Genomic DNA, 20,909 nt, shown 5'->3' with positions numbered 1-20,909 from the left:
CGGGTCCATTTCGGATCAGCTATGCTACGGTAACCGATAGCCAAGAATGACTGATCGTCAACGACGAACTGCCTGGCCACTGTGGAGTTCCCGGGGTCGCACGCCTCTTGACGGGGGATCACCCATGCGCATTTTGTTCCTGCCCGCGCCGGCTATCGGTCACGCCTACCCCATGGTGCCGCTGGCCTGGGCCTGCCGCGCCGCCGGGCACGAAGTCGCGTTCGCCGCCTCCGGCGACGCAGTGGCCGTGGCGCAGGCCGGACTTGCCGTACTGGACGCGCTGCCCGGTGTCACCTCGCAACAGATGTTGTTCACCTTTGTGAGCGACGCACCCGAGTTGTTCCGCCCTTTCGAGGGTGACCCCGCCGCGGACATGGCCCGGCGCAAGCCGTCGATCGTGGCCGTTTGGGACCGCTACGTGGATGTCCACCTCGACGCGGCGGCCCGCTTCGCTGCTGATCTGATCATCTCCGACTCGGTCTTCGCGGTGGGGCTGCTGGCGGGCGCGGTGCACCACGTGCCGGTGATCTCGTTCGACGTCGGCATCGTGCGGTTCGGCCCCGACCTGGTGCGCGAGTTGCCGGCCGGCGTCGCCTTCCGCCGGCACGGCGTCGCGGTGCCGGACAACGTGCAGACCATCGGCATCGCCCCCGATGCCCTGGCCGACGACAAACCTCCTCCCGGCATCGCCATGCGGTTCGTGCCCTACAACGGCGGCGCGGCGGTTCCCGGCTGGGCCTGGCAACCCGGCGACCGCCCACGGATCATCGTGTCGGCCGGATCCCTGCTGCCCGGCTCGGCGGCCCCCGAGTTGCTCGGGCGCATCGCCCGGATCGCCACGCAGGTGGACGCGGAGTTCGTGGTCACGCTCGGGCAGGCGGGCGCCGCTGCGGCCGCCGGCCTGCCCGCCAACGTCCGGGTGACCGGCTGGCTGCCGTTGCACACCATCCTGCCCACGACCACCGCAGTCATCCATCACGGGGGCGACGGCACCACGCTGACCTGCGCCGCACTGGGCGTACCACAGATCGTGGTGCCCGAGGGTCCCCAGCGGGTGCTGAACGCCGAGATCACCCGCCGCCGGGGCGTTGCCCGGGTGTTCTCCGAGTTCCCCGGGGCCACCGCGATCAAGGCGCTGCTGCAGGACGACGAAGCGCGGGCTGCGGCGGCGGGGCTTCGCGCCGAGATCGCGGCGCTTCCGGCGCCGGCCGAGGTGGCAGCGCGCCTGACCGAGCTGTTCTGACAACGCTCCGGCTGCTCAGCACCGCGCCGGGCCATCCTGCGAGGAGAAAGCGATGTCCACCACCGAGACCCCCCGTTCCGAGTACGTCGGCAAGGTCTTCAACTGGATGGCCGAGCTGATCGAGATCCAGGGCGGCAGCATGCACGTCGGCTACTGGACAGACGACGACGACCACTCACCGATGCTCGAGGCGATCAACCGCTGCACCGACATCGTCGTCTCGCAGCTACGGCTCAACCCCCGCGACCGGTTGCTCGACATCGGCTGCGGGGTGGGCATGCCGGCGATCCGGGCCGCGCACATGTTCGACGCGGACGTGGTCGGCATCGCCAACAGCGAGTGGCAGGTCGAGGAGGCCCGGCTGCGCGTCAAGCAACTCGGCGTGCGCGCCCACGTGACGATCGAGTTCGGGGACGCGAACGCGCTGAAGTACCCGGACGGCTCGTTCGACGCGGTGCTCGCCTTCCAGTCGCTGCAGCATGCCGAGGATCGCGGCCGGTGGCTCGGCGAGATGCTGCGGGTGCTGCGGCCCGGCGGCCAGGTGGTGATCGTTGACTTCTACACCCAGACACCGCTGACCGATGAGGAGGAGCACATCCTGCTCGCCCAGGGCATGGAGCCGCCGCTGCCGCGCGAGGACCTGCTGGACACCATTGCCGGCAGCGGGTTCGTGCTCGCTCACACGATCGACGGCAGCGCGAACATCCGGCGCTCGTACCCCGCGTATTTCGAACGTCTCGAGCGCATCCGCGACGATCTCTCCGCCACGCTCGGCGACAAGGTGGCCATGCAGGAGCAGGCCATGCGGCAGATGCTGCCCATCTACCAGCACAAGATCGGCTTTTTGATCATCTCAGCGGACAAGCCCGAGTGAGTGACGTGCTCGCCGGCGGAAAGGGATCATGACCGGGCAGACAAGATCCGAGACGACGCCATCCGGACCGATGGGTGGCCCCGCCGCGGTGGGTGACGAGGCGCAGCGGGTGACGCCGCGCATGTGGCTCGGCCTCATGGCACTCTCGCTGTCGGCGATGATGCACGGGGTCGACGCCATGGTGGTCAGCGTGGCAAGCCCGACCATCAGCAGGGAACTGAACACTGGACTGCACCAGCTGCTGTGGATCACCACCGGGTACATGCTCGGCTATGCGGCCAGCCTCGTGGCCGCCGGCATGCTCGGCGACCGCTACGGCCACCGGCGGGTCTTCCTCGTCGGCATCGTCGGTTTCGTGCTGAGCTCGGTCCTGGTCGGACTGGCCGGCGGCATCGGCACGCTGATTGCGTGGCGCGTCGTGCAGGGCATCTGCGGCGGCGCCCTGGTGCCATCCGCGCTGGCGATCATCCGGCTCACCTTCCCCCCGGACCGGCTGAAGATCGCCATTGGCGTGTTCGTCGGCACGTTCGCGCTCTCCTCGGCCGGTGGCCCCGCGCTCGGCGGAGTGGTGGTGGAATATGCGGGCTGGCGCTGGGCCTTCTTCATCAACGTCATCGCCGGCTCGATCACCTTCGTGCTGGCGCTGCTGCTGATCCGGCCCACCCCGGCGGTGGGCGCCCGGCGCGGGCTCGACATCCCGGGCATCCTGTTGCTGGCCGCCGCACTGGCCGCGTTTGTGCTGGGCATCAACCAGGTCGCCACCGAGGGCTGGACCGGTGTCGTACCGCTGACCTCGTTCGCCGCCGCGCTTGTGCTCGGCACGCTGCTGGTGCTTCGCGAGCGCGCGGTGACCCATCCGCTGCTGCCACCGAGCCTGTTCCGGCCGCGGGCCTTCATCGCCGGCAATCTGCTGATCCTGGTCGCCGGTGGGCTGCTGTTCGCGGTCTGGTTCTACCTGTCGCTGTTCCTGCAGAACGTGCAGAACGCCTCGCCGCTGCGCACCGGGGTCGATCTTCTGCCGATCGCGCTGGCAGGCATTTTCGGAGCCCCGCTCAGCGGGGTGCTGAACCAGAAGCTGGGCGCCCGGCTGCCCCTCGCCATCGGCGTCGTGCTGTCGATGGTCAGCTTCTTCCTGCTGTCCCGGTTGTCGATCGGCTCGGGTTATTCGGCGCTCTGGCCCATCCTGGTGATCATCGGCCTGAGCATGAGCTTCATCGTGCCGGTGGCCACCGAGGCCGTGGTCAGCAGCGCCCCGCAGGAACAAGCCGGGGTGGCCTCCGGCATCGCGGAGACCATGGGCAGCCTCGGACCGGCGCTGGGAGTGGCTGCGGTCGGCACCGCGATGACCTTCGCGGTCAACCACGACCTGTCCGCGCAGGCCGCGCGGGCCGGCATCGACCCGGCGACCACCGACCGGCTCCACGACGGGGTGGAGGAGATTGCCCAGGGGGCGAACCCGGCCGGGCTGCCGGACGCGCTATCGGCAACGGTGTCGCGCGTTGTCGATCAGTTGTTCACCGACGGGTGGCACACCGTTCTCCTCGGTTCGATGATTGCGGTGCTGGTGCTGCTGCCCTTCGTCTGGCTCATCGCATCGTCTACGCCGGCGCGCGCGGACACCTCATCACGGCAGGGAGGCACCCATGACGCTCAGTGACTTGCGCCGGCGCAAGCTCGCGAAGTCCTACGGATCCATCGACGTCGACCAGGACGGGGTGATCGACGAGCTGGACGTCACTGCCCTGTCGCAGATCTGGTGCGACACCTACGATCTGCCGGCCCGCTCGCCGGCCTGGCGCAGGATTCACGGGCAGGGGCAGCAGATGTTCCGCGGCATGGCCGGTTCGGTCGATGCCGGCGGGGTCAAGCGGGTCACCCTCGACGACTGGCTGACCTGGGCGACGAAGCCGGAGTTCGCTGAGTTCGTGGAACGCGACGCCATCCCGTACAGCATGGCCGTGTTCTCGGCAGCCGACAAGGACGAGGACGGCAAGATCAACGCGGCGGAGATGATGGCTGCGCAGATCCGCGGCGGCATGTCGGAGAAGGAGACCACCGACGCATTCGGCGTCCTGGACACCGATGGGGACGGCTACGTGACGTACGACGAGTACGTTGCCGCCGCCCGCGATTTCTACTTGAGCGAGGACCCCGAGGCGCGCGGGAACTACATCGCCGGCGACCTCTGACCCGCGTCCGGACGGCCGATGGCCCCGAACCCTCTCACCCGGGTCCGGGGCCATCGCACGGCGGCGCGAAGCCGGGGCCGTCTCAGCAGTGCCCGCCGGTTCGCCCCGGGCCGCCGCGACGGTGCGGCACCATCGGCAGCGAGTCCACCGGCATGGTCAGGGCCGGCTTGGGCCTCGGGGTGTGCCCGGGCACAGCGCTGAACTGCCAGTAACCGGCCAGGGCCGCCAGCACAATGATCATCTCCGCCCAGGCGAACTGTTCACCGATGCAGCCGTGCACGCCCGTTCCGAACGGCATGAACGCACCCCGCGGGATCTGAGTCGCGCGCTCGGGCAGCCACCGGTCCGGGTCGAAGCTCTCCGGTTGCGGATGGATCGCCGGGTTGTGGTTGAGGGCATGGAAGCTGTACAGCACCGTGGCGCCCGCGGGAATGCGGTAACCGCCCAGATTGGCCTCGCGTGTGGTGACCCGGCTCTGGAAGTAGCCCTGGGTGCGCACCCGTAGCGTTTCGGTGAGCGTCCGCCGGGTGTAGTCGAGCCGGCGGACGTCGAAGTATCCGGCTGGCCGGCCGCCGAGCACCGAGTCGACCTCCGCTTGCAGCCGCTTCTCTACCTCGGGGTGCCGGTTGATCTCGTGAAGCGTCCAGCTCAGGGTGTTCGCCACGGTGTTGCTGCCGGCGATGAAGAAGGTGATCACCTCGTCGTGCAGCTGCCGGTCGGTCATGGCGGGACGACCTTGCTCGTCCTTGGCGAACACCATCATGGACAGCAGGTCCCCACGGTCGACACCGGCGGTGCGGTAGGAGTCGATGATGCTGGCGATGGTGGCGCGCAGGTGAGCGGCGGCATTCTCGAACCGCCGGTTCGCAGGGGTGGGCAACCGGCTGAGCAACCCGGTGGCATCCGTCATGCGGCCGAACAGCCCGCCCAGCACCACCGCGGTGGCGGCAAGGAACCGCGGCCGGTCGAAGGCGGTCTGCGGGCTGAAGATGACCTGCGTGACGTTGGCCAGGGCCAGCTCGTCCAGCTCCCGGTCCAGCCGCACGACCTGGTCCGGCGGCCAGGATTGCACCCGCTGCCCGGTCAACTCGCCCATCATCGTGCAGTACCGCTCGATCCGGCGGCGGTGGAAGGCCGGCTGGATGATCGCCCGCTGCCGCCGGTGGAACTCCCCTTCGGAGATGCCCAGTCCGTTGCCGAACATTGTCCGGAAGCGCTCGGCGATGGGGCCGCCACGACCGTAGACCTCGGGTTGCCGCATGACCTCACGCATCAGCTCGGGTGTGTTGACGACGTACATCGGGGTTCGTCCGAGCCGGATCAGCGTCACCGGCTCGCCCGGCTGCAAGCTCAGCATCAGCCCGCCCGGATTCTTCTTCATGGCCAGGCCATGCCCGAGAACGGCGCTAGCTCCGGGGGCGAGAGTGGGTGTGAGAAGTGTGTCCGTCATGGCAGACGTCCCCCGTTCGAGGGTTTCGGCGGAATTGCGCCGGCAGATGGCGTGCACGGCCCGTGCTGCACAGAAGGCAATCGCCCGAACTAAGCTAACTTATCATGTAGCAAATGGACGGACAAGGCGGCCCGTTTCCGCAGCTGACCGACCCCCGCGCTGTGGTAGGGTCCCACCCGTCGATTTGTCCTTCCAATGCTGGAGATGGTGGCGATGTCGCCAGAAGCGATGAGGCTCGAAAAGGCGCCGGTCGTCGAAACCGGAATGCTGATGCGCAAACCGGTGGACGAGGTTTTTGAAGCTTTTGTCAATCCCGAAATCACCACGCAGTTCTGGTTCACCGACAGCACCGGCCCGCTGGAGCCCGGCGCCGAGGTGCAGTGGACCTGGTCGTTCTACAGCGTGACGACGCCGGTGCGGGTGCACGAGTTCGACAAGAACGCCAGGCTCGTCATCGAGTGGGGCGAGCGGCCCGCGTCCACGACGTTCACCGTCACGTTCACCCCCAAGGGCGAGAGCACGACGTACGTCGAGATCAAGGAGAGCGGCTTCGGCGGCGACACCGGCGACGACGTCGTAGCGTGGGCGCTGGGGTCAATGGGCGGGTTCACGCAGGCGCTGGCCGCCTTCAAGGCCTACCTCGACCATGGAATCGTCGTGCGGATCGTGGCCGACCGGTTCCCCGACGGCAAGCACGCCTGACGGAGCCCGCCATGGCCGACACCGAGGGCGCCTTCCTGCCGATGTGGCCGCAGGACGCCAGCGACGAATACATCAGGGCCCGGATGGAGCTGGCCGCGGCCGGGCGGCGGCTGCGCGACGAGATCGAAAACGTGGCCGCCGCCCGCCGCGCCCTGCCGCCCGGCGCCCTCGTCGAGGACTACCGTTTCACCGAGGGCGACCCCGAGCGGCCGGCCCGGCTTTCCCAGCTGTTCGGCGATCACGACACCCTGGTGATCTACCACCTGATGTTCCACCCCGAAGCCGACGCGGCGTGTCCGATGTGCTCGATGTGGGTCGACGGTTTCCATGGCGTCGGTCACCATCTCGCCCAGCACACCGGTTTCGCCGTGGTGGCCAAGGCCCCGCTGGCGAAACTACGGGACTGGGCAGCAAAGCGCGGGTGGGACGGTCTGAGGCTGCTCTCCAGCCACGGCACCACGTTCAACGCCGACCTGCACGCCGAATACCCCAACGGCGACCAGCGGCCGATGATCAGCGTGTTCACCCGGGATCCGGGCACCGCGGCGATCCGGCATTTCCACTCGCTGCCGGCGAACTTCACCGACGGATCGCAGCGGGCCATAGATCTGCTGTCCCCGGTGTGGAATGTTCTCGACCTGCTGCCCGGCGGTCGCGGCGAGTGGTATGCGGACAACAGCTACGCGGGGCGTAGCCGCTCCTGACCGGACCCGGTGACCTGGTCGTCGGGCCGGGTTTCGGTCAGTTCCTCGCGCAGGTGCGAGGGCAGCAAAGGCTCGTGCAACAGCCGCGCGTACCGCTGGGTCCGCGCGGTGCCCGGCGGTGCGGCGGCGAGCCACTTCCCGACCAGCCGGGAACCCTCAGCGTACGTCGTCGTGTAGGCCCGCCACAGGGGATGAGTCAGGAACCGTACCGTGTGCCGGGCCTGCTCCTCATCGAGCAGCATCCACCGCTGCAGATATGCCACCACCTCATCCTCGCCCGCGCCGTGGGCGTGCAACATCAGGGCGGCGTCCTGCCGCACGCTGAGCAACTCCCGGGTCAACTCCCACATGCGGGCGCCGGTGACCCCGTCGATGCCGATGCCGATGCCCGCGAGCAAACGGGTGTTCCAGGCGCCCCAGTCCTGGTCGAGCAGGATCAGCAGTGCCTGCTCGGCGGTGCCCTCCGCGACCAGGCACTGCGGCGTGTTGACCAAGGCGATGCTGTGCTCGGCCTGACCCAGTGCCCGGACCAGGTGGGCCTCCTTCACGCACCGCTCGGTGTGATGGCCCGGGTAGACCTCGTGGGTGGCCAGGATCGGCACGGCCGACAGCCCGTGCGCCCCCGCCGCGTTCAGGCTGACGTGGGACCGGAACGCCCCCCGATAGTCGTTGAAGGCGTTCCACGGCGCGTCGGTGACCACAGTGAACTCGGCGCTCTCGGTCTCGGGCAGCGTGAACGCGGCGTGGGCTCGTACCCGTAACTGGGCCGCGACCAGCGCGACAGCCTCACCCAGCCGGTGCCGCGCGGCCGCGTCATAGCAGCGGAACCGGCTCAGCCGGTCGTCCAGCGGCGCCGGCCCGGGCAGCAGCGCCGCCATCTCGTCGTGCACCGCGGCGTACCGGTCGGTCTCCCCCAGCGCGACCGGTACGTCGAAGCACGCCTCGAGTTCCGCCACGAAAGCCGGCTCGGCCCCGTCCAACCGCCGGGCGCAGTTCTCCACCGCCCGTAGCTGACCGGCGAGAAAGAGGCCACGCTCAACCGCCAGCTCCCCCGCCGCCACCTCGCGCAGCAACCGGCGGGCCTCGGCGGCGAGCACACCCGGTTCCGGCATCGGCTCACCGGCGACCTGTCGCGCCAGCTCGCGGTCGCCGAAGTAGCAGTCGACATAGCCCTCGACGAGACGGCCCATCCGCAGGCCCAGCAGCAGGTAATCGCGGACGACCGGTTCCGGGGGGTTCACTCGGGCCGGACCCCGCGCAGGCACAGCGCGGTCGACGGCAGCGCGAGGTAGCCGTTGTCCCGGGTGGCGTGGCGTTGCGCAGCGGCTCGGACGGCAGCCCACAGCGCGCTGTCGTCGGTGCCGAAGGTACGCGCGACGGCTTCGGCCACTGCGGGCGGCAAGGTGTCGCGGGTGAACCGGACGTACTCGTCGGCATCACGCAGCCGGAACGGCACGATGAACTCGTAGACGCCGATATCACCGAATCCCGCCTGTTCGAGGTGGCCGGTCAGCACCGCCGGGTCCGCCAGGCTGTACGGCCCCGGAGTGCCTGGGGCCGGTGCGGGCAGCGCCAGCCGCTCGGCGACGCTGGCATAGCCGAGGCTCATCATCGGTACGCTCGCCGGTCGGCTCCAGACCGCCGCAGCGAGCACCCCACCGGGCACCAGCGACCGGTTCGCCGCCCGTAACGCCGCGACCGGGTCCACGGCGAACATCAGCCCGAAACGGCTGAGCACGACGTCGAAGGACCGCTCGGGCAGGTCCGGGGTTTCCACGTCGGCCGCCCGGAAATCGATGCCGGACCCGGCACAGCGCCGGCGAGCCGCCTCGAGCATGGCGGCGGAGATGTCGGTGGCCACCACGTGGCCGTCCGGAGCGACCCGGCGGGCGGCGGACAACGCTGGTTCGCCGAGCCCGGTCGCGATGTCGAGCACCCGTTGCCCCCGGCGTACCCCGGCCAGCCGGAGCAGTTCCCCGGTCAGGGCGGTGGCACCGCGTTCGAACACCTCCATGCTGGAGGTCCAGCCGGGACTGATGGCGTCCCACAGGGTCCGCTGCTGATCTTTGATCATCTGGGCGTCCGCAGTGCCGGTCATGATGTGATCCTGTCGTGGCCGGATCACCGCTGGTTCTCGCATCTTGCGGTCCTGGTCGCGCCGGCGATTGCGCAAGCTGCGAGTAGCCGGGGCCCCGGGCAGCGGACACGATGGTCCCATTCCCCCACTGGCGAGGAGTCGATGTCGTCGTGTCGCACATCAGCCTTCCCGAACAGGTGCCGGGGCTGATCGCCCTGGCCACGCAATATCCCGAGACCGCAGGGCCGCTGTTCGCGCTGGCCGAAGCGGTGCTGCGCGGCCCGTCACCGCTGAGCGCCGGTGAGCGCGAGCTGATCGCGGCCTACGTCTCCGAGCGCAACCAGTCCGTCTTCTGCCGGGAGAGCCACCGGGCCACGGCCCGTTTCCTGCTGCCGGATCCTGGGCTCATCGACCGGCTCGGCGGGCCGGAGGGTACGCAGGCCGCCGGCGAGAAGCTGGCCGCTCTGCTGGCCATCGCCGAGGCTGTCACCCAGGGCGGCAGCCATGTCACCCCCGCGCTGATCGAACGCGCCCGGCAAGCCGGCGCCGATGAGCGCACCCTGCACGACACGGTGCTGACGGCAGCGATCATGTGCATGTACAACCGCTATGTGGACGGTCTGGGCGCCTGGGCTCCGGAGGACCCGGACCACTACACCGCCATCGGCGAGTCCCTGGGTAGCGTTGGCTACGCCTCGCGGTGACGCCCGCACTGCCGTTGCGAGCACTGCCATGAAGATCGCCGAACTCAGCCGCCGGACCGGTGTGCCCGTGCCGACCATCAAGTACTACCTGCGGGCCGGGTTGCTCCCCTCCGGCGAACGGGTCAACGCCAACCAGGCCCGGTACGCCGACCTGCACGTGCAGCGCTTACGGCTGGTGCGCATCCTGCTCAGCATCGGGGGTCTCACGGTGGCTCAGGTCGGCCGGCTGCTGGCCGAGCTCGACCGGCCGCAGCCGGACATGCCGGCGGCGCTGGGCTCGGCGTCCCTGCCCGCGGCGCTGGGCACCCCGCCCGATCCGCCGATGCTGGCGGCCGCGCTGAGCACCACTGACGCCCTGATCAAGCGGTGGGGCTGGAACGCCGGCGACGGCGTTCCGGCCCGGCACGCCATCGCCGACGTGATCCGCGCGTTGTGGGAGATGGACCTGAACGTGACGGATGACCTGCTGGACCGGTATGCGTCGGCAGCCGTGGCCAGCGTCGCCGCGGACCGGGCCCTGTGCGACGAGGCGAGCCCGGTGGACACCGGCGCCAACCGGGCCGTGGCTTCGATCGTGGGCGACGGGCTCATTGCGGCCCTGCGCCGGCTGGCCGACCGCGAACCGGGCCCGGACGGCGCGCCGCAGCGCCCCGGGCCGTGACCCTGCTGCGCCCCCGGGTCAGCGCACCCGCCGGCGGAACACCAGCGGCAGGACCAGCACCGCGAGCAGGCCACCGAGCACAAGCAGCACCGCGCTCGCCGGCCCCGATCCAAGATGGTCGTGCCCGGCCAGGTCCACCGGGTTCGGTCCGCCCGCAACCGGGTTCAGGCCGGCGCCGACCGTGAAAGCCGTCGTACCCGTGAACTCCTGACCACCGCGAAGGGCGACGTGATAACCCACCCGGTAGGTCCCGTCTCCCGCGGTTCGCAGAGGTATCCGCACGATGCGCCCTTCGATGAGTGGGTTCACCTGCGCGGACCGCCCATCGGGGTCCTGCACGGCCAGGTGAGCCTGGGCCGGATCGATCGCTGCGGAGAACGTCAGCTCCACCGTCGCCGGCGCGTGAGCCAGCCGGGCACCGTCGGCGGGTGACTCCGCCACCAGGCGGGCTGGCTCCTGCGGTCCGGGGCGCGCCAGCACCAAAGCCATCAGCACAGCGACGCCGGCGACCGTCACCGCGGCCAACCGGCGCCGCCGCGCCTCAGCGGGCATGGGCGACTTCTCGGCAACTGCAGGTCATCGCAACGAACTCGGTGCGGTGGGGGTGCAGGTGCAGATACATCGCGACCACCATGGGCACGAACACCACCGCGTTGTAGAACAGGTGCAGCTCGACGCGCGGCAGCACAAGTTGCAGGAGGCTGGTGGGCACGGCACGGCCCATCAGGTACGCCCCGGACAGCGCCTGCACCAGCAGGAGCAGATGCTCGAAGTGATGCCAGACCTGGATGCCCAGCGCGATGTTCCACCAGGTCCGGGCCCGACCGGTGAATCCCTGGCGCAGCAGCACCAGACCGACGAGCATGAGCAGGGCGTAGCCGTAGTGCAGCCATTCCGAGGAGATCAGCCAGGGGAACGGCATGCCGAGCAGGCCACGCGCCTGTGGCCGGGGCCAGTGCAGGACCCAGATCTGCACAGCCTGGACGATGTGCTCGGCCCAGTGCGCCACAACGATAATCATGAAAATGTTGAGCGCCGCCCGGTGGTGCACCGTGTTGAGCCGGCCGAGCAAGCTTGCCGGTTTACCGACCTCGATGCGCGCGGTCATCACTACCTCCGTGGGTCATCCATGGGTGGCGTAAGCCTCGGTGCGGTACGGAGTGAGAGCCCGAACCAGGGGTTCGGGAACCCGCACAGGTTCGGTTCCGCGGCCATCGGTGGCCCGCATGCAGGCGATGCGCTGGCGGCCCTTGGCCACCAGCCGGTCCTGACCGCCGGTCACCAGCAGGTAGACGAAGCTCAGTTCCAGCTGGGTCTGGGTCAGTTCGGCCAGGCTCATTTCGATCGCCACGTCGTCGAACGCGGTCAGCTCGGCGACGAATTCGCAGCTGACCTGCAGCGTGAACAGCTTGAGGCCGTTGGTCAGCTCGGTGAGCACCTCGGGCGCCCGGTCACGCAGGAACATCTCCCGGCACCGGCCCTGCCAGCGCAGGTAGTTGACGTAGTAGACGTTGCCGACGAGGTTCGTCTCCTCGAAACCCACGACATGGCGATAGCGGTAGTGCCTCTTCACGAACTCTCCTCCCCGCTCAGAACCGCCAGGACTACGGGATCGCCGGCCGGGCGCAGCCGGGCGGCATACGTGGTCACCACCAGGTCACCGCTGCGCAGGACCACGCGGGGACCGGCGCTGCGCTCGGGAGCGAGCACCAGCGGTGCCCCCGGTGGGCGTCCCGCCTTGATGAGGCATTCGACGGCACACCACACCCGGGTCCGGGCCACGCCGGGGTTTTCGTCGCCGGCCCGTGCCGCCTCGGCGACCGCGAAGTTGCCGGTCAGCAGGGCCCGCCATTCCTGCTCGGTACGGGTCTGTACGAACTGCACGTCACACGCGACCGGCTGCGGCCCGGTCACGGCCATGCTCAGCGTCGTCTCGTGTGCGGCTGAGACACCGCCGCCGCCGTCCACTTCCGGGCGGCCGTCGGAGCGGTGACGTACCACCGTGCTGACCCCGGCCGCCCGGGCCACCGCGATGCTGGTGATGTCACGCCGCCCGGTCGCGGGCCCCGGCTCGTGCGGTTCCACCACCACCGTGACGTCGTTGGCTCGACGCCCCGGAAGCTGCCGCTGCAGGTGCGGTCCGAGCAGCGCCGGGGCCCACGGCATCCGGCTGTCGCGGCGGCGCACGGCCCGCAGGCGCAGCCCGGTCATCCGTTCCACCACGGTCCCTTCCGGCGTGCGGACGGTGACGTCGTAGCAGTAGGTCTGCCCGTCGTACTCGCGTTCAGTGGCGGACAGCTCCAGAGCGGTGGCGGCGTTGAGCTTGCCGCCGGCCGTTTCGATCCGTTGCACGCTGACCGGCAGCAGGACCGCATCCGGTACGCACACCTGCAGCCCGTGCAGGAAGGCGTCGCGGGCACCGGGGTCGCCCAGGATGAGTTCGGCAGGCAGGAAGGGGCTGAACCACCCGGCGTCCTCCATGGTGGCGACCTCGGCCTCGGCGGCCCGGGCGGTGACCCGCCGGTAGGAGCGCAGCCGCCGGAAACGCCCGCTCTGGAACAGCACGTCACCGTACATGTCCCGGGACGGATCCAGCCGGACCGGCGCCAGCTTGGCCAATCCGGACGAGGGTTCCTCGTCGAAGGGCTCGGCCGGCCCGAACCGGAACGCCGCCCGGAAGTGCGCGGCGCCATACCCGCTTTCGCTGCTGCGCAGCTCCACCTCGACCCGGTCGCCGGTCATCAAGGCGACCGTGCGGATCACTACGGTACGCCCCCTGGGCACCACCAGGGCGCGGGCGAACACCGCGTCCTCGATCACCGGCACGCTGCTCAGCCCGGACACCGCGACCGCGGCCTGAGCCATCGCCTCCAGCCCCAGGACGGCGGGGAAAAGCATGTCCCCGTCTACGACGTGGTCGCCCAGGTACGGATCGGTGGCCTCACTGAGATCGGACTCGGCGATCAGCTCGATGCCGGGGTAGTGCACGAGCGGGCGTTCCAGGAACCGCAGCACGGGCAACTGGACCCGCTCACGGTGCAACGTCTCCAGGTTGTCGGTGCGCCCGGTGACCACCACGGCCGGCGGGGTACGCACGGCCAGCACCTCGCGCAGCACCCGTACCCCGTCGTCCGGCGTGATCGGGGTGATACCGGCGCGGGACAGTTGCTCCACCACTGACAGCCGTTCACCCATGCCCACGCCCGACCAGACCGACCATTCCAGGCAGACGGCCCGGCAGCGCGGGTGGCGGCGCCCGAACTCCGCGGTCAGCTCGGCGAGCCAGTCGTTGGCGAGCGCGTAGTGGGCTTCGCCGTGCAACCCGGCCCGGCCGATGATGCTGCCGAACGACACCAGCAGGCGCAGCCGTCGTGGGTCCACCGCGGCGAGCACCCGCTGCAGGCCGTGCAGTTTGGGCGCCAGTGCCCGGCCCACCATCGCGTCGTCAATCAGGGGCAGCGGCGCGGGCTCGTTCCACCCGGCGCCGTGCAGCACCGCGGTCACCGGTCCGAACTCGGCTTCGACCGCTTGTACCCCGGCCACCACCGCTTCCGGATCCGACACGTCGGCGCGGACATAGGTCACGGTTGCCCCTGCGGCCCGCAAGCGCGCGAGGTTCTCCGCCAGTTCGTTGTCCTCGCCGACCGCCGAGCGGCCGAAGATTGCCACCCGGGCGCCGGTGTCGGCGGCCAGGGCCAGCGCGCACTCCGCGGTGATGCCCTTGCCGCCGCCGCTGACCAGCAGCACGTCGCCGGGGCCGAGCTGACCCTGACTGGTGGGCGGACCGACCGGCATCCGGCGCAGCACCGGAATCCGCCGCTCCTGGTCGGGACCCAGCCGTACCTCGTGATAGCCGGTGGTGATCGCAACCTCGGCGACCAGGTCGGCCACCACATCGCCGGACTCCCCCGGTACGCAGTCGACCAGCGTGGTGAGCAGGTGCGGCGCTTCCAGGCGGGCGCTGCGCACCAGCGCGCCGACGCCACGGCCGGACTGCACGACGACCAGCCGGCTGCCGCTGGGTTGTGCCAAGGCTTCGCGCAGGGCGGCCAGCGCCATCGGGAGGTCCGATTCGGTGCAGTCCGGTGGCAGGCAGAGCAGGACGCCGGCGCCCAGGTGAGCGCCTCGCAGGTGATCGGCCAGGGCGGTGGCGAACGGATGCCCGGGCAGCGCATGCATGCTCCACGAGCCGGCCGCCGGTTCGGTCATCGGCTGGGGGCGCGGCTGAGGTACCCAGTCGACGACGAAGGGACGCACCCAGTCGGCGTATCCGGGTACGAAACCGCCGTGCGGTCCGGGCTCCCCGGCCTGGCTGAGCTCGCCCAGCGCGTCGGCGAGCTGGCCGATCGTGGCGGTCGCAAAGGTGGTGGGCGCGCTCATCGTGGTCAGCCCCAACTCGGTGGCCGCCTGATTGACGAGCTGGCCGACCGCGATGGAACTCAGGTGCAGCTCGTCGAGCAGCCGGGTCTCCTCGCGGATCAAGTCGATGGGCAGCTCGGCCCGCTCGGCCACGAGCCGGCGCAGCACGTCGACCGGGGCCTGACCGCGACCGCCCGCCTCGGTGGCGAGCCGCTCGCCAGGCGCCGGCTCACCCACGGGGGCCGCCATCGCGCTGACCGGCAGTTCCGGCACGGTCTCGCAGGGGCTGGTCAGGAACGTCAGACTGGCCTCAGCCTCGAACGGGTGCACCGGCCGGCCGTCGAACAACGCCTGGTGGCGCACCGGCGCACCGGCCGTCCACGCCGCGCCGGCCACGCTCAGCAGCCCGGCCAGGGAATCATCGTCGGTGTCCATGCTGAACACCGGCACCGAGCTCTGCTCGGTGGCCAGTCCGTGCAGCACCCGGCCGGGTCCGACCTCAATGAGCAGATCGGCACGCGAAGCCGTGGCGGCGAGCGCGTCGACGAACCGTACCGGTGCCGTGAGCTGCTGCAGCAACAGCCGGCTGAGGTCGGTGCCGCGGCGCAGCGGCGCCCCGCTGACCGTGGAGATCACATTGCGTCCGACCGGCTGCCAGCGCACCCGGGCGAGCGCGTCGCCGAAGTCCTCGGCGGCCGAGAACATCAGCGGGGAGTGGAACGCATGCGAGACCGGAAGCGGCGTCCAGCCGACCCCGCGGCGGGTGGCGATCTCCCCGACCCGGCGTACGGCGTCAGCCGGCCCCGACACGACGGTCTGCCGCGGACCGTTGAGGCCCGCGACGACAACGGGTTCGGCGCCGATCAGCACCTCCACCGCGCCGGGCGGGGCGGCAACCCCGGCCATGGCGCCCGCCTCGGGGCACCTGCTCATCGCCGCGCCGCGCTCGGTCGCCAGGGCCAGCAGCGTCGCCATGTCCATCGCACCCGCCCAGTGCAGCGCCGTCAGTTCGCCCAGGCTGTGCCCGGTGGCGACGCCGGCCCGGATGCCCAGGTCCTCCAGGACCCGCAACCCGGCAACCGAGCTGGTGACGATGCGCGGCTGGGCATGCTCGGTCGCCACCCCCGCGGTGGCCGCAGCCGGCGCGGCCTGCCAGACCTGCTCCGCTGCGGCGAACCGGCGGCGCAGCGCGCCGTGCACGCCACCACGCCCGGATCCCTGCCCCGGGAACAGCAGCCCGATGCGCGGAGCGGTGCCGGCGCGGTGCAGGAAGACCCCGCCCGCGACGGTGAGGCGGTCGAGGTTCTCGTCGTCCAGCACACCGGCATCCAGGGCGTCGGCGGCCTGGCCGAGACGGTGCTCGAACTCGTCGGGCGAGGACGCCACGACCGCCAGCCGGTACGGCCGTTCACTCAGCTCGGACCGCAGCGCTGCGGCCAGATCGGTCAGCTGGCTGTACGACAACTTCAGAGCCAGCTCCCGCAGCTGCACCATCCGTTCACGCAGGCCCCGCTGGCTGTCGGCGTCGACCATGAGCAGCTCGTGGTCCTGCACCGCGCGAGCAAGCCCGGGAAAGCGGCCGGTGGTCGCGGTGGCGACCCCCACCCCGGTGACGACGACATGGGTGTTGATCCCGCCGAAGCCCATCGCGGTCACGCCGGCCCGAAGTTCGGCGTCGCTCGGCCATGGCTCGGCGGTGTGGGGCAGCCGCAGGACCGCCGTATCCGCGCTTGTTTGCGGATGCGGGTCACGTACCCCGATCGCCGGAGGCACAAGCCGATCGTGCACCGCCAGCGTCGCCTTGATCAGACCGGCCACCCCGGCCGCCGCCTTGGTGTGCCCGATCTGCGCCTTCACCGAACTGACGGCCGCTGGAACCGGGTCTGCTCCACCGGCGCGCCGGGCCCGGGCCAGGGCGCGCAGCTCGGTGTCGTCGCCGACGCTCGTACCGGTGCCGTGGCCCTCGAAGACCGGCACCGTCTCGATGCCGAACCCGGCTCGCTGGTAGGCGCGGCCCAGGGCACGCCGGTATCCGTGCGCCTCGGGCCGGGTCATGCCGCCGCGGCCGTCGGACGAGATACCCCAGCCGGCGATCGCCGCGTAGACCCGCCGACCGGCGGCCAGGGCATCCCGGTGGCGCATCAGCACCACCATGCCGCAGCCTTCGCCGGGCCAGAAGCCGTTGGCCGCGCGGTCGTACACCCGCATCTCGCCGTGGGCGAGGGCACCGGCGCGGGCGAAGCCTATGAGCTCGAACGGGTCGATGGACAGGTCGACACCACCAGCCACGGCGACGTCAACGTCCCCGCCGGCCAGGTCGCGGCAGGCGGTGATGACCGACAGCAGCGAGGACGAGCAGGCACCGTCCACCGTGTACCCGCCACCGCCCAGGTCGAAATGGTTGCAGATGCGACCGGCGATCGTGTTGGACAGCGACCCGGGCAGCGTGTCCTCATCGAGCGGCGCGAACGGCGCCTTGTACCGCTCCTCCAGGCTCGCCAGGAACGCGCCGACCTGGTCGTCCGGCCACAGTTCGCGCAACGCCCCGCCGACCACCCGCCGCACGTACGGCCACCGCAGCCGCATCACGTTGGCCCGGCTGGTGTCGCCGGTCAGCGTGTTGCCGACCACCACCGAGGTGCGCTGGCGGGGCAGACCGGCGCCGTCGGGGAAACCGGCGTCGGCGAGCGCCTGGCTGGCGATGTCCAGCGCCAGCCAGTGCGCCGGGTCGGTGGAGCGGTACGTGCTGCCGGCGATGCTGAACGCCACCCGGTCGAACGAGTAGCCGTCGATGAGCGCGGCATGCCGGGTGTACATGCGGTCCATCTCGGCCGTATCCGGTGACCAGTAGTCATCGAGGCTGAGCCGCTCCGGCGGGATCCGGCGGAACGCCCGCCGGCCGGTAAGGGCGTTCTCCCACAGCGCCCGCGGGGTCACCGCCTCGGGATACCGGCACGCCATACCGACGATGGCGATGTCGTTGCCCTCGCCGTCCGGCGGCGGGCTGCAGGGCCCGCTCACGCCCGGACCGCCTCGCGGTGCGGCGCGTTGCCGTCGGCTGCGGCAAGCGCGGGACTCCACTCGCTGGGCGCGGTCGCTGCGCCGGTGGCCGTCTGGGCCGCGGTACGGCGTACGGCCATTGCGTGCGCCACCCACAGGAAGACGCCCCGGCCGAGACAGGTGATGGTGGTGGCGAAGAACAGCCCGTAGACCACCGACATGCCGGTCAGCACGCCGTACACCAGCGCCACCGATCCACCGAACGCCACCTGCGCCGCCGGCCGCATCGGGGTCGTACCCGGGTCGGTGATCATGTAGTTGGTGAACAACACGAACGCCACGCCGGTCATGGTGCCCAGCGCCGCCGGGATCGAGGTGTCCAGCACCAGGCCCCGGAAGAGCGCCTGCAGCACGAAAACGCCGAGCCAGCCGCTGATCAGCCACAGTCGCTTGGTCAGCATGCCGTTGAGCATGGTGCCGAAGGTGACGATGATGGCCGGTACCAGCCAGTCGAGCCAGCCGTGCAGGTATTCGGTGAACTCGTACGGCGGAGCGATCGACACCCAGGGGAACAGCAGCAGCACCGTGGTGATGCCGAAGTTCGACGGGTTCATGAAATGCCGGAGCCGGTTGTTGACCGGGACCCGCAGCAGCCATTTGCCGCTGATTGCCACCATCACGCCGAACAGGGTGACGAGCAGCCGGTCATTGGTGTACAGCAGCATGTTGACGGCCAGCGCGGTGATGTGCGCCGGATACAGGAACTCGATCCAGCCGCGCAGGCCGCGTCCGGTGAAGCGTGGTGGCCGTCGTTCGGCGCGGGCTCCGATCACTTCCAGACCGAGTTCCATCCCGTACGCCACCAGCAGCGCGACCACCGGCCAGGCGGCCGCCTGCTCGAAGCCGAGCACCGCGTATCCGAAGATGTTGAGCACAGTGATGGAGATCGCGAAGTTGCGCAGCGCGATGATGCGCGGATCGCGCGGTGTGGTGCTGCTCATGACTGCTCCTCCCGAGCCTGGGTGCCGAGCGACAAGGTGTGCCAGCCCGGGGCCAGCGTCACCTGCTGGCGGTGTGCCGTGCCGGTGCGGTCCCGCCAGGCGATGTCCGCGGTGACCGGTGTGCTCACCTGTCCCAGCCCGATGACGACGTCGAAGGACCGCTTGCCGGAGTGCCCGCTGCCGCCATCGACATGGCCCAGCAGCACCCGTCCGTCGGGCGTGGTGACCCGGACCTCGGCGCCCACGGCCGGTGAACCGGTCGTTCCGGCGCTGGCCTCGTGGCGCAGCCGCAGACCCAGGAACGCACCGGTGCCGGGGCTGCTGTTGTGGTAGAAGATCGGGGTGTCCCACTGCCGAGCGACGGCCATGTCGAGCCGGCCGTCGCCGTCGGCGTCGCCGATGGCGATGCCCCGGGTCGGCACCGGGATGTTCAGGCCCAGCCGGGGACTCAGGTCGGCATAGCGCCCGTCGGGCATCCGGCTGTGGAACAACAGATGCTGGCCACCGGCGAGGTCGTCGCCCTGGCGTACGTGCGGCCACCAGGTCGGGTTCGACAGCAGGGTGTCGTTCGCGGTGGCGAGCTCCTGCAACTGCGCCCAGCGGTTGACGGTGCCTTTGACGAAACCGGCAGTCTGCACGATGTCCGGTACGCCGCTGTTGGTGAAGTCGGCGACCTTGACGTCCCAGCTCCAGCCGCTCCAGGCGAGGTTGAGCTGGGAGCTGCGGTCGTGGAACGGCGCCTCCCCGCTACGCAAACGACGCTGCAGGTCGGCGTTGTCGGCAGCGGTGTTGACGAAGGCGAAGTTGCTTTCCTGGATGCCGAAGGAGGTGGTGATGTTGCCGACGTACATGTCGTAGAGGCCGTCTTCGTCGAGATCGGCGACGTCCACCCCCATCCCCTTGAACGAGTCGTGGCCCAGCCGCTTCGACTTGGGGGTCAGCGCCCGGCTGTCCTTGCCGGTGGCCGGCTGGAACACCACGTGCCCGGGGGTGGAACGGTTGACCAGCAGACCATCGGGCCCGAAGTCGTTGGCGATGTACAGCTCGGGGAGCTGGTCGCCGTCGAGGTCTGTCGCGCTGGACGCGAGGGTCCAGCCCCGCGACAGCTTGTCCGGCAGCACGGCGCCCTGATCGGTGTACGAGGCGCTGTCCGCCGCGCCGGTGTGCAGCAGCACGTGATCGGCTCCGCCGTTGTGGGCGTCGGACATCGACAGGTTCATCGAGACCCCGCCGTCGATCGTGTCGTCGAGCACCGGGCTGTCCGGGAAGTAGTTGCCGATGTAGATGTCCTCGTGGCCGTCGCCGTCGAAGTCCGCCACCGACACCGAGTTGGTGTTCCACTGGGCCCCGGCGTAGGTGCCGTCCGAGCCCGTACGCGGGGCGACCACCTCGGTGGGCCGGAAAGCGGCGGCACTCGGCCGGCTGGTTGCGGGCTCGGCCAGGAACAGCACGGGGGTCCGGCCCCACCAGTACACCAGCAGGTCCATCCGGCCGTCTTCGTTGAAGTCGCCGGGTACGCAGCCCATCGGCGCGATGGCTGCGTTCATCGGCAGGGCACCGGTGTCGAGGGCGAACGCCGGGTAGCGGTTCTCCCGGCCCCCCGGTACAGGGGTGACGAACACCCGGTCGGTGCGGACATCGGTGACGCAGAGGTCGTTGGCCAGCCCGTCACCGTCGATGTCGTTCATCGCGATACCGGCCCCCACCGAGGAGATCCAGGCGGCGATGCCGGAGTACTTGCCGTTCACCTTCCTGATCGTCTGCTGGGGAAACCCGCCGGGCAGGTCGATCGACAGCGGGTCGAAGCGGTAGCGCTGCGCGGCGTCCTGACGGTCCGCGGCGGAAGCCTGGGGCGTGTGTGCCACGACGTACATGCCGATGATGAGCAGCAGCGCCACGACCCCCGCCGCCTGCCGCCGGAGCAGGTCACGTGTCCATACCATCG

General features: G+C 70.3%; 17 protein-coding genes. 8 read left to right on the top strand and 9 right to left on the bottom strand.

Translation table 11 applies throughout. The annotated features are described in order from the left end of the window. Positions 1-124 precede the first annotated feature (124 nt). The 4 genes from TFC3_RS12155 to TFC3_RS12140 all read left to right on the top strand — a co-directional run bounded on the left by TFC3_RS12155 (position 125) and on the right by TFC3_RS12140 (position 4,306). Positions 125-1,243: a nucleotide disphospho-sugar-binding domain-containing protein gene (locus TFC3_RS12155; protein ID WP_067499248.1), complete on the top strand. Its 1,119-nt coding sequence runs from the start codon at positions 125-127 to the stop codon at positions 1,241-1,243. 52 nt (positions 1,244-1,295) lie between these two features. Further along, positions 1,296-2,117 carry a cyclopropane-fatty-acyl-phospholipid synthase family protein gene (locus TFC3_RS12150; RefSeq protein WP_067499246.1) on the top strand — a complete coding sequence of 274 codons (822 nt, stop codon included), beginning with the start codon at positions 1,296-1,298 and terminating at the stop codon, positions 2,115-2,117. A 70-nt stretch (positions 2,118-2,187) separates the two neighbouring features. Then, positions 2,188-3,774, top strand: coding sequence for an MFS transporter (locus tag TFC3_RS12145; protein ID WP_067499244.1), 1,587 nt, complete (start codon positions 2,188-2,190; stop codon positions 3,772-3,774). Further along, entirely contained in the window at positions 3,761-4,306 is a 546-nt protein-coding gene (locus tag TFC3_RS12140; protein ID WP_067499242.1) for an EF-hand domain-containing protein, read from the top strand. Before TFC3_RS12145 ends, TFC3_RS12140 begins: the two co-directional genes overlap by 14 nt. An 82-nt stretch (positions 4,307-4,388) precedes the next feature. Here TFC3_RS12140 and TFC3_RS12135 read toward each other — a convergent pair whose 3' ends face one another. Further along, positions 4,389-5,756 (bottom strand): cytochrome P450, encoded by a 1,368-nt coding sequence (locus tag TFC3_RS12135; protein WP_067499240.1) that lies wholly within the window; start codon positions 5,754-5,756, stop codon positions 4,389-4,391. A gap of 228 nt (positions 5,757-5,984) precedes the next feature. On the opposite strand from TFC3_RS12135, the gene TFC3_RS12130 reads away from it, so the two are divergent. After that, a complete protein-coding gene (locus TFC3_RS12130; protein ID WP_067506481.1) occupies positions 5,985-6,458 on the top strand; it encodes an SRPBCC family protein in 474 nt (157 codons plus the stop codon). An 11-nt stretch (positions 6,459-6,469) separates the two neighbouring features. Then, a complete protein-coding gene (locus TFC3_RS12125) occupies positions 6,470-7,162 on the top strand; it encodes a DUF899 family protein (RefSeq protein WP_067499238.1) in 693 nt (230 codons plus the stop codon). Here TFC3_RS12125 and TFC3_RS12120 read toward each other — a convergent pair. Further along, the gene (locus tag TFC3_RS12120; RefSeq protein ID WP_236718086.1) at positions 7,138-8,403 is read right to left on the bottom strand and encodes a DUF885 domain-containing protein; all 1,266 of its coding nucleotides are present in this window, start codon (positions 8,401-8,403) and stop codon (positions 7,138-7,140) included. The two genes, TFC3_RS12125 and TFC3_RS12120, sit on opposite strands and share 25 nt — an antisense overlap. After that, the gene (locus TFC3_RS12115) at positions 8,400-9,260 is read right to left on the bottom strand and encodes a class I SAM-dependent methyltransferase (RefSeq protein WP_067499236.1); all 861 of its coding nucleotides are present in this window, start codon (positions 9,258-9,260) and stop codon (positions 8,400-8,402) included. The genes TFC3_RS12120 and TFC3_RS12115 overlap by 4 nt, the downstream gene beginning before the upstream one ends. A 149-nt stretch (positions 9,261-9,409) precedes the next feature. Here TFC3_RS12115 and TFC3_RS12110 point away from each other — a divergent pair, with 149 nt between their 5' ends. Then, on the top strand, positions 9,410-9,943 hold the full coding sequence (locus TFC3_RS12110) for a carboxymuconolactone decarboxylase family protein (RefSeq protein WP_067499234.1): 534 nt from the start codon (positions 9,410-9,412) through the stop codon (positions 9,941-9,943). A gap of 28 nt (positions 9,944-9,971) precedes the next feature. After that, on the top strand, positions 9,972-10,604 hold the full coding sequence (locus TFC3_RS12105) for a MerR family transcriptional regulator (RefSeq protein WP_067499233.1): 633 nt from the start codon (positions 9,972-9,974) through the stop codon (positions 10,602-10,604). An 18-nt stretch (positions 10,605-10,622) separates the two neighbouring features. Here TFC3_RS12105 and TFC3_RS12100 read toward each other — a convergent pair whose 3' ends face one another. Genes TFC3_RS12100 through TFC3_RS12075 form a run of 6 tightly spaced genes read right to left on the bottom strand, consistent with a single transcriptional unit; the run spans position 10,623 to position 20,907 of the window. After that, positions 10,623-11,156: a copper resistance CopC family protein gene (locus tag TFC3_RS12100; RefSeq protein ID WP_067499231.1), complete on the bottom strand. Its 534-nt coding sequence runs from the start codon at positions 11,154-11,156 to the stop codon at positions 10,623-10,625. After that, positions 11,146-11,712, bottom strand: coding sequence for a hypothetical protein (locus TFC3_RS12095; protein WP_067499229.1), 567 nt, complete (start codon positions 11,710-11,712; stop codon positions 11,146-11,148). Before TFC3_RS12095 ends, TFC3_RS12100 begins: the two co-directional genes overlap by 11 nt. 15 nt (positions 11,713-11,727) lie before the next feature. Next, positions 11,728-12,177, bottom strand: a complete 450-nt coding sequence (locus TFC3_RS12090; protein WP_067499227.1) for a thioesterase family protein — start codon at positions 12,175-12,177, stop codon at positions 11,728-11,730. Continuing rightward, positions 12,174-17,984 (bottom strand): type I polyketide synthase, encoded by a 5,811-nt coding sequence (locus tag TFC3_RS12085; protein ID WP_255363758.1) that lies wholly within the window; start codon positions 17,982-17,984, stop codon positions 12,174-12,176. Before TFC3_RS12085 ends, TFC3_RS12090 begins: the two co-directional genes overlap by 4 nt. Next, positions 17,981-18,964, bottom strand: a complete 984-nt coding sequence (locus TFC3_RS36965; RefSeq protein WP_067499225.1) for an enediyne biosynthesis protein — start codon at positions 18,962-18,964, stop codon at positions 17,981-17,983. Before TFC3_RS36965 ends, TFC3_RS12085 begins: the two co-directional genes overlap by 4 nt. Next, positions 18,961-20,907, bottom strand: coding sequence for a CRTAC1 family protein (locus TFC3_RS12075; protein ID WP_067499223.1), 1,947 nt, complete (start codon positions 20,905-20,907; stop codon positions 18,961-18,963). The genes TFC3_RS36965 and TFC3_RS12075 overlap by 4 nt, the downstream gene beginning before the upstream one ends. Positions 20,908-20,909: the final 2 nt, after the last annotated feature.

Origin of the sequence: Actinoplanes sp. TFC3 (assembly GCF_001553785.1) — a bacterium.
GTDB lineage: Bacteria > Actinomycetota > Actinomycetes > Mycobacteriales > Micromonosporaceae > Actinoplanes.
This window is presented reverse-complemented; position numbering and strand designations above follow the sequence as displayed.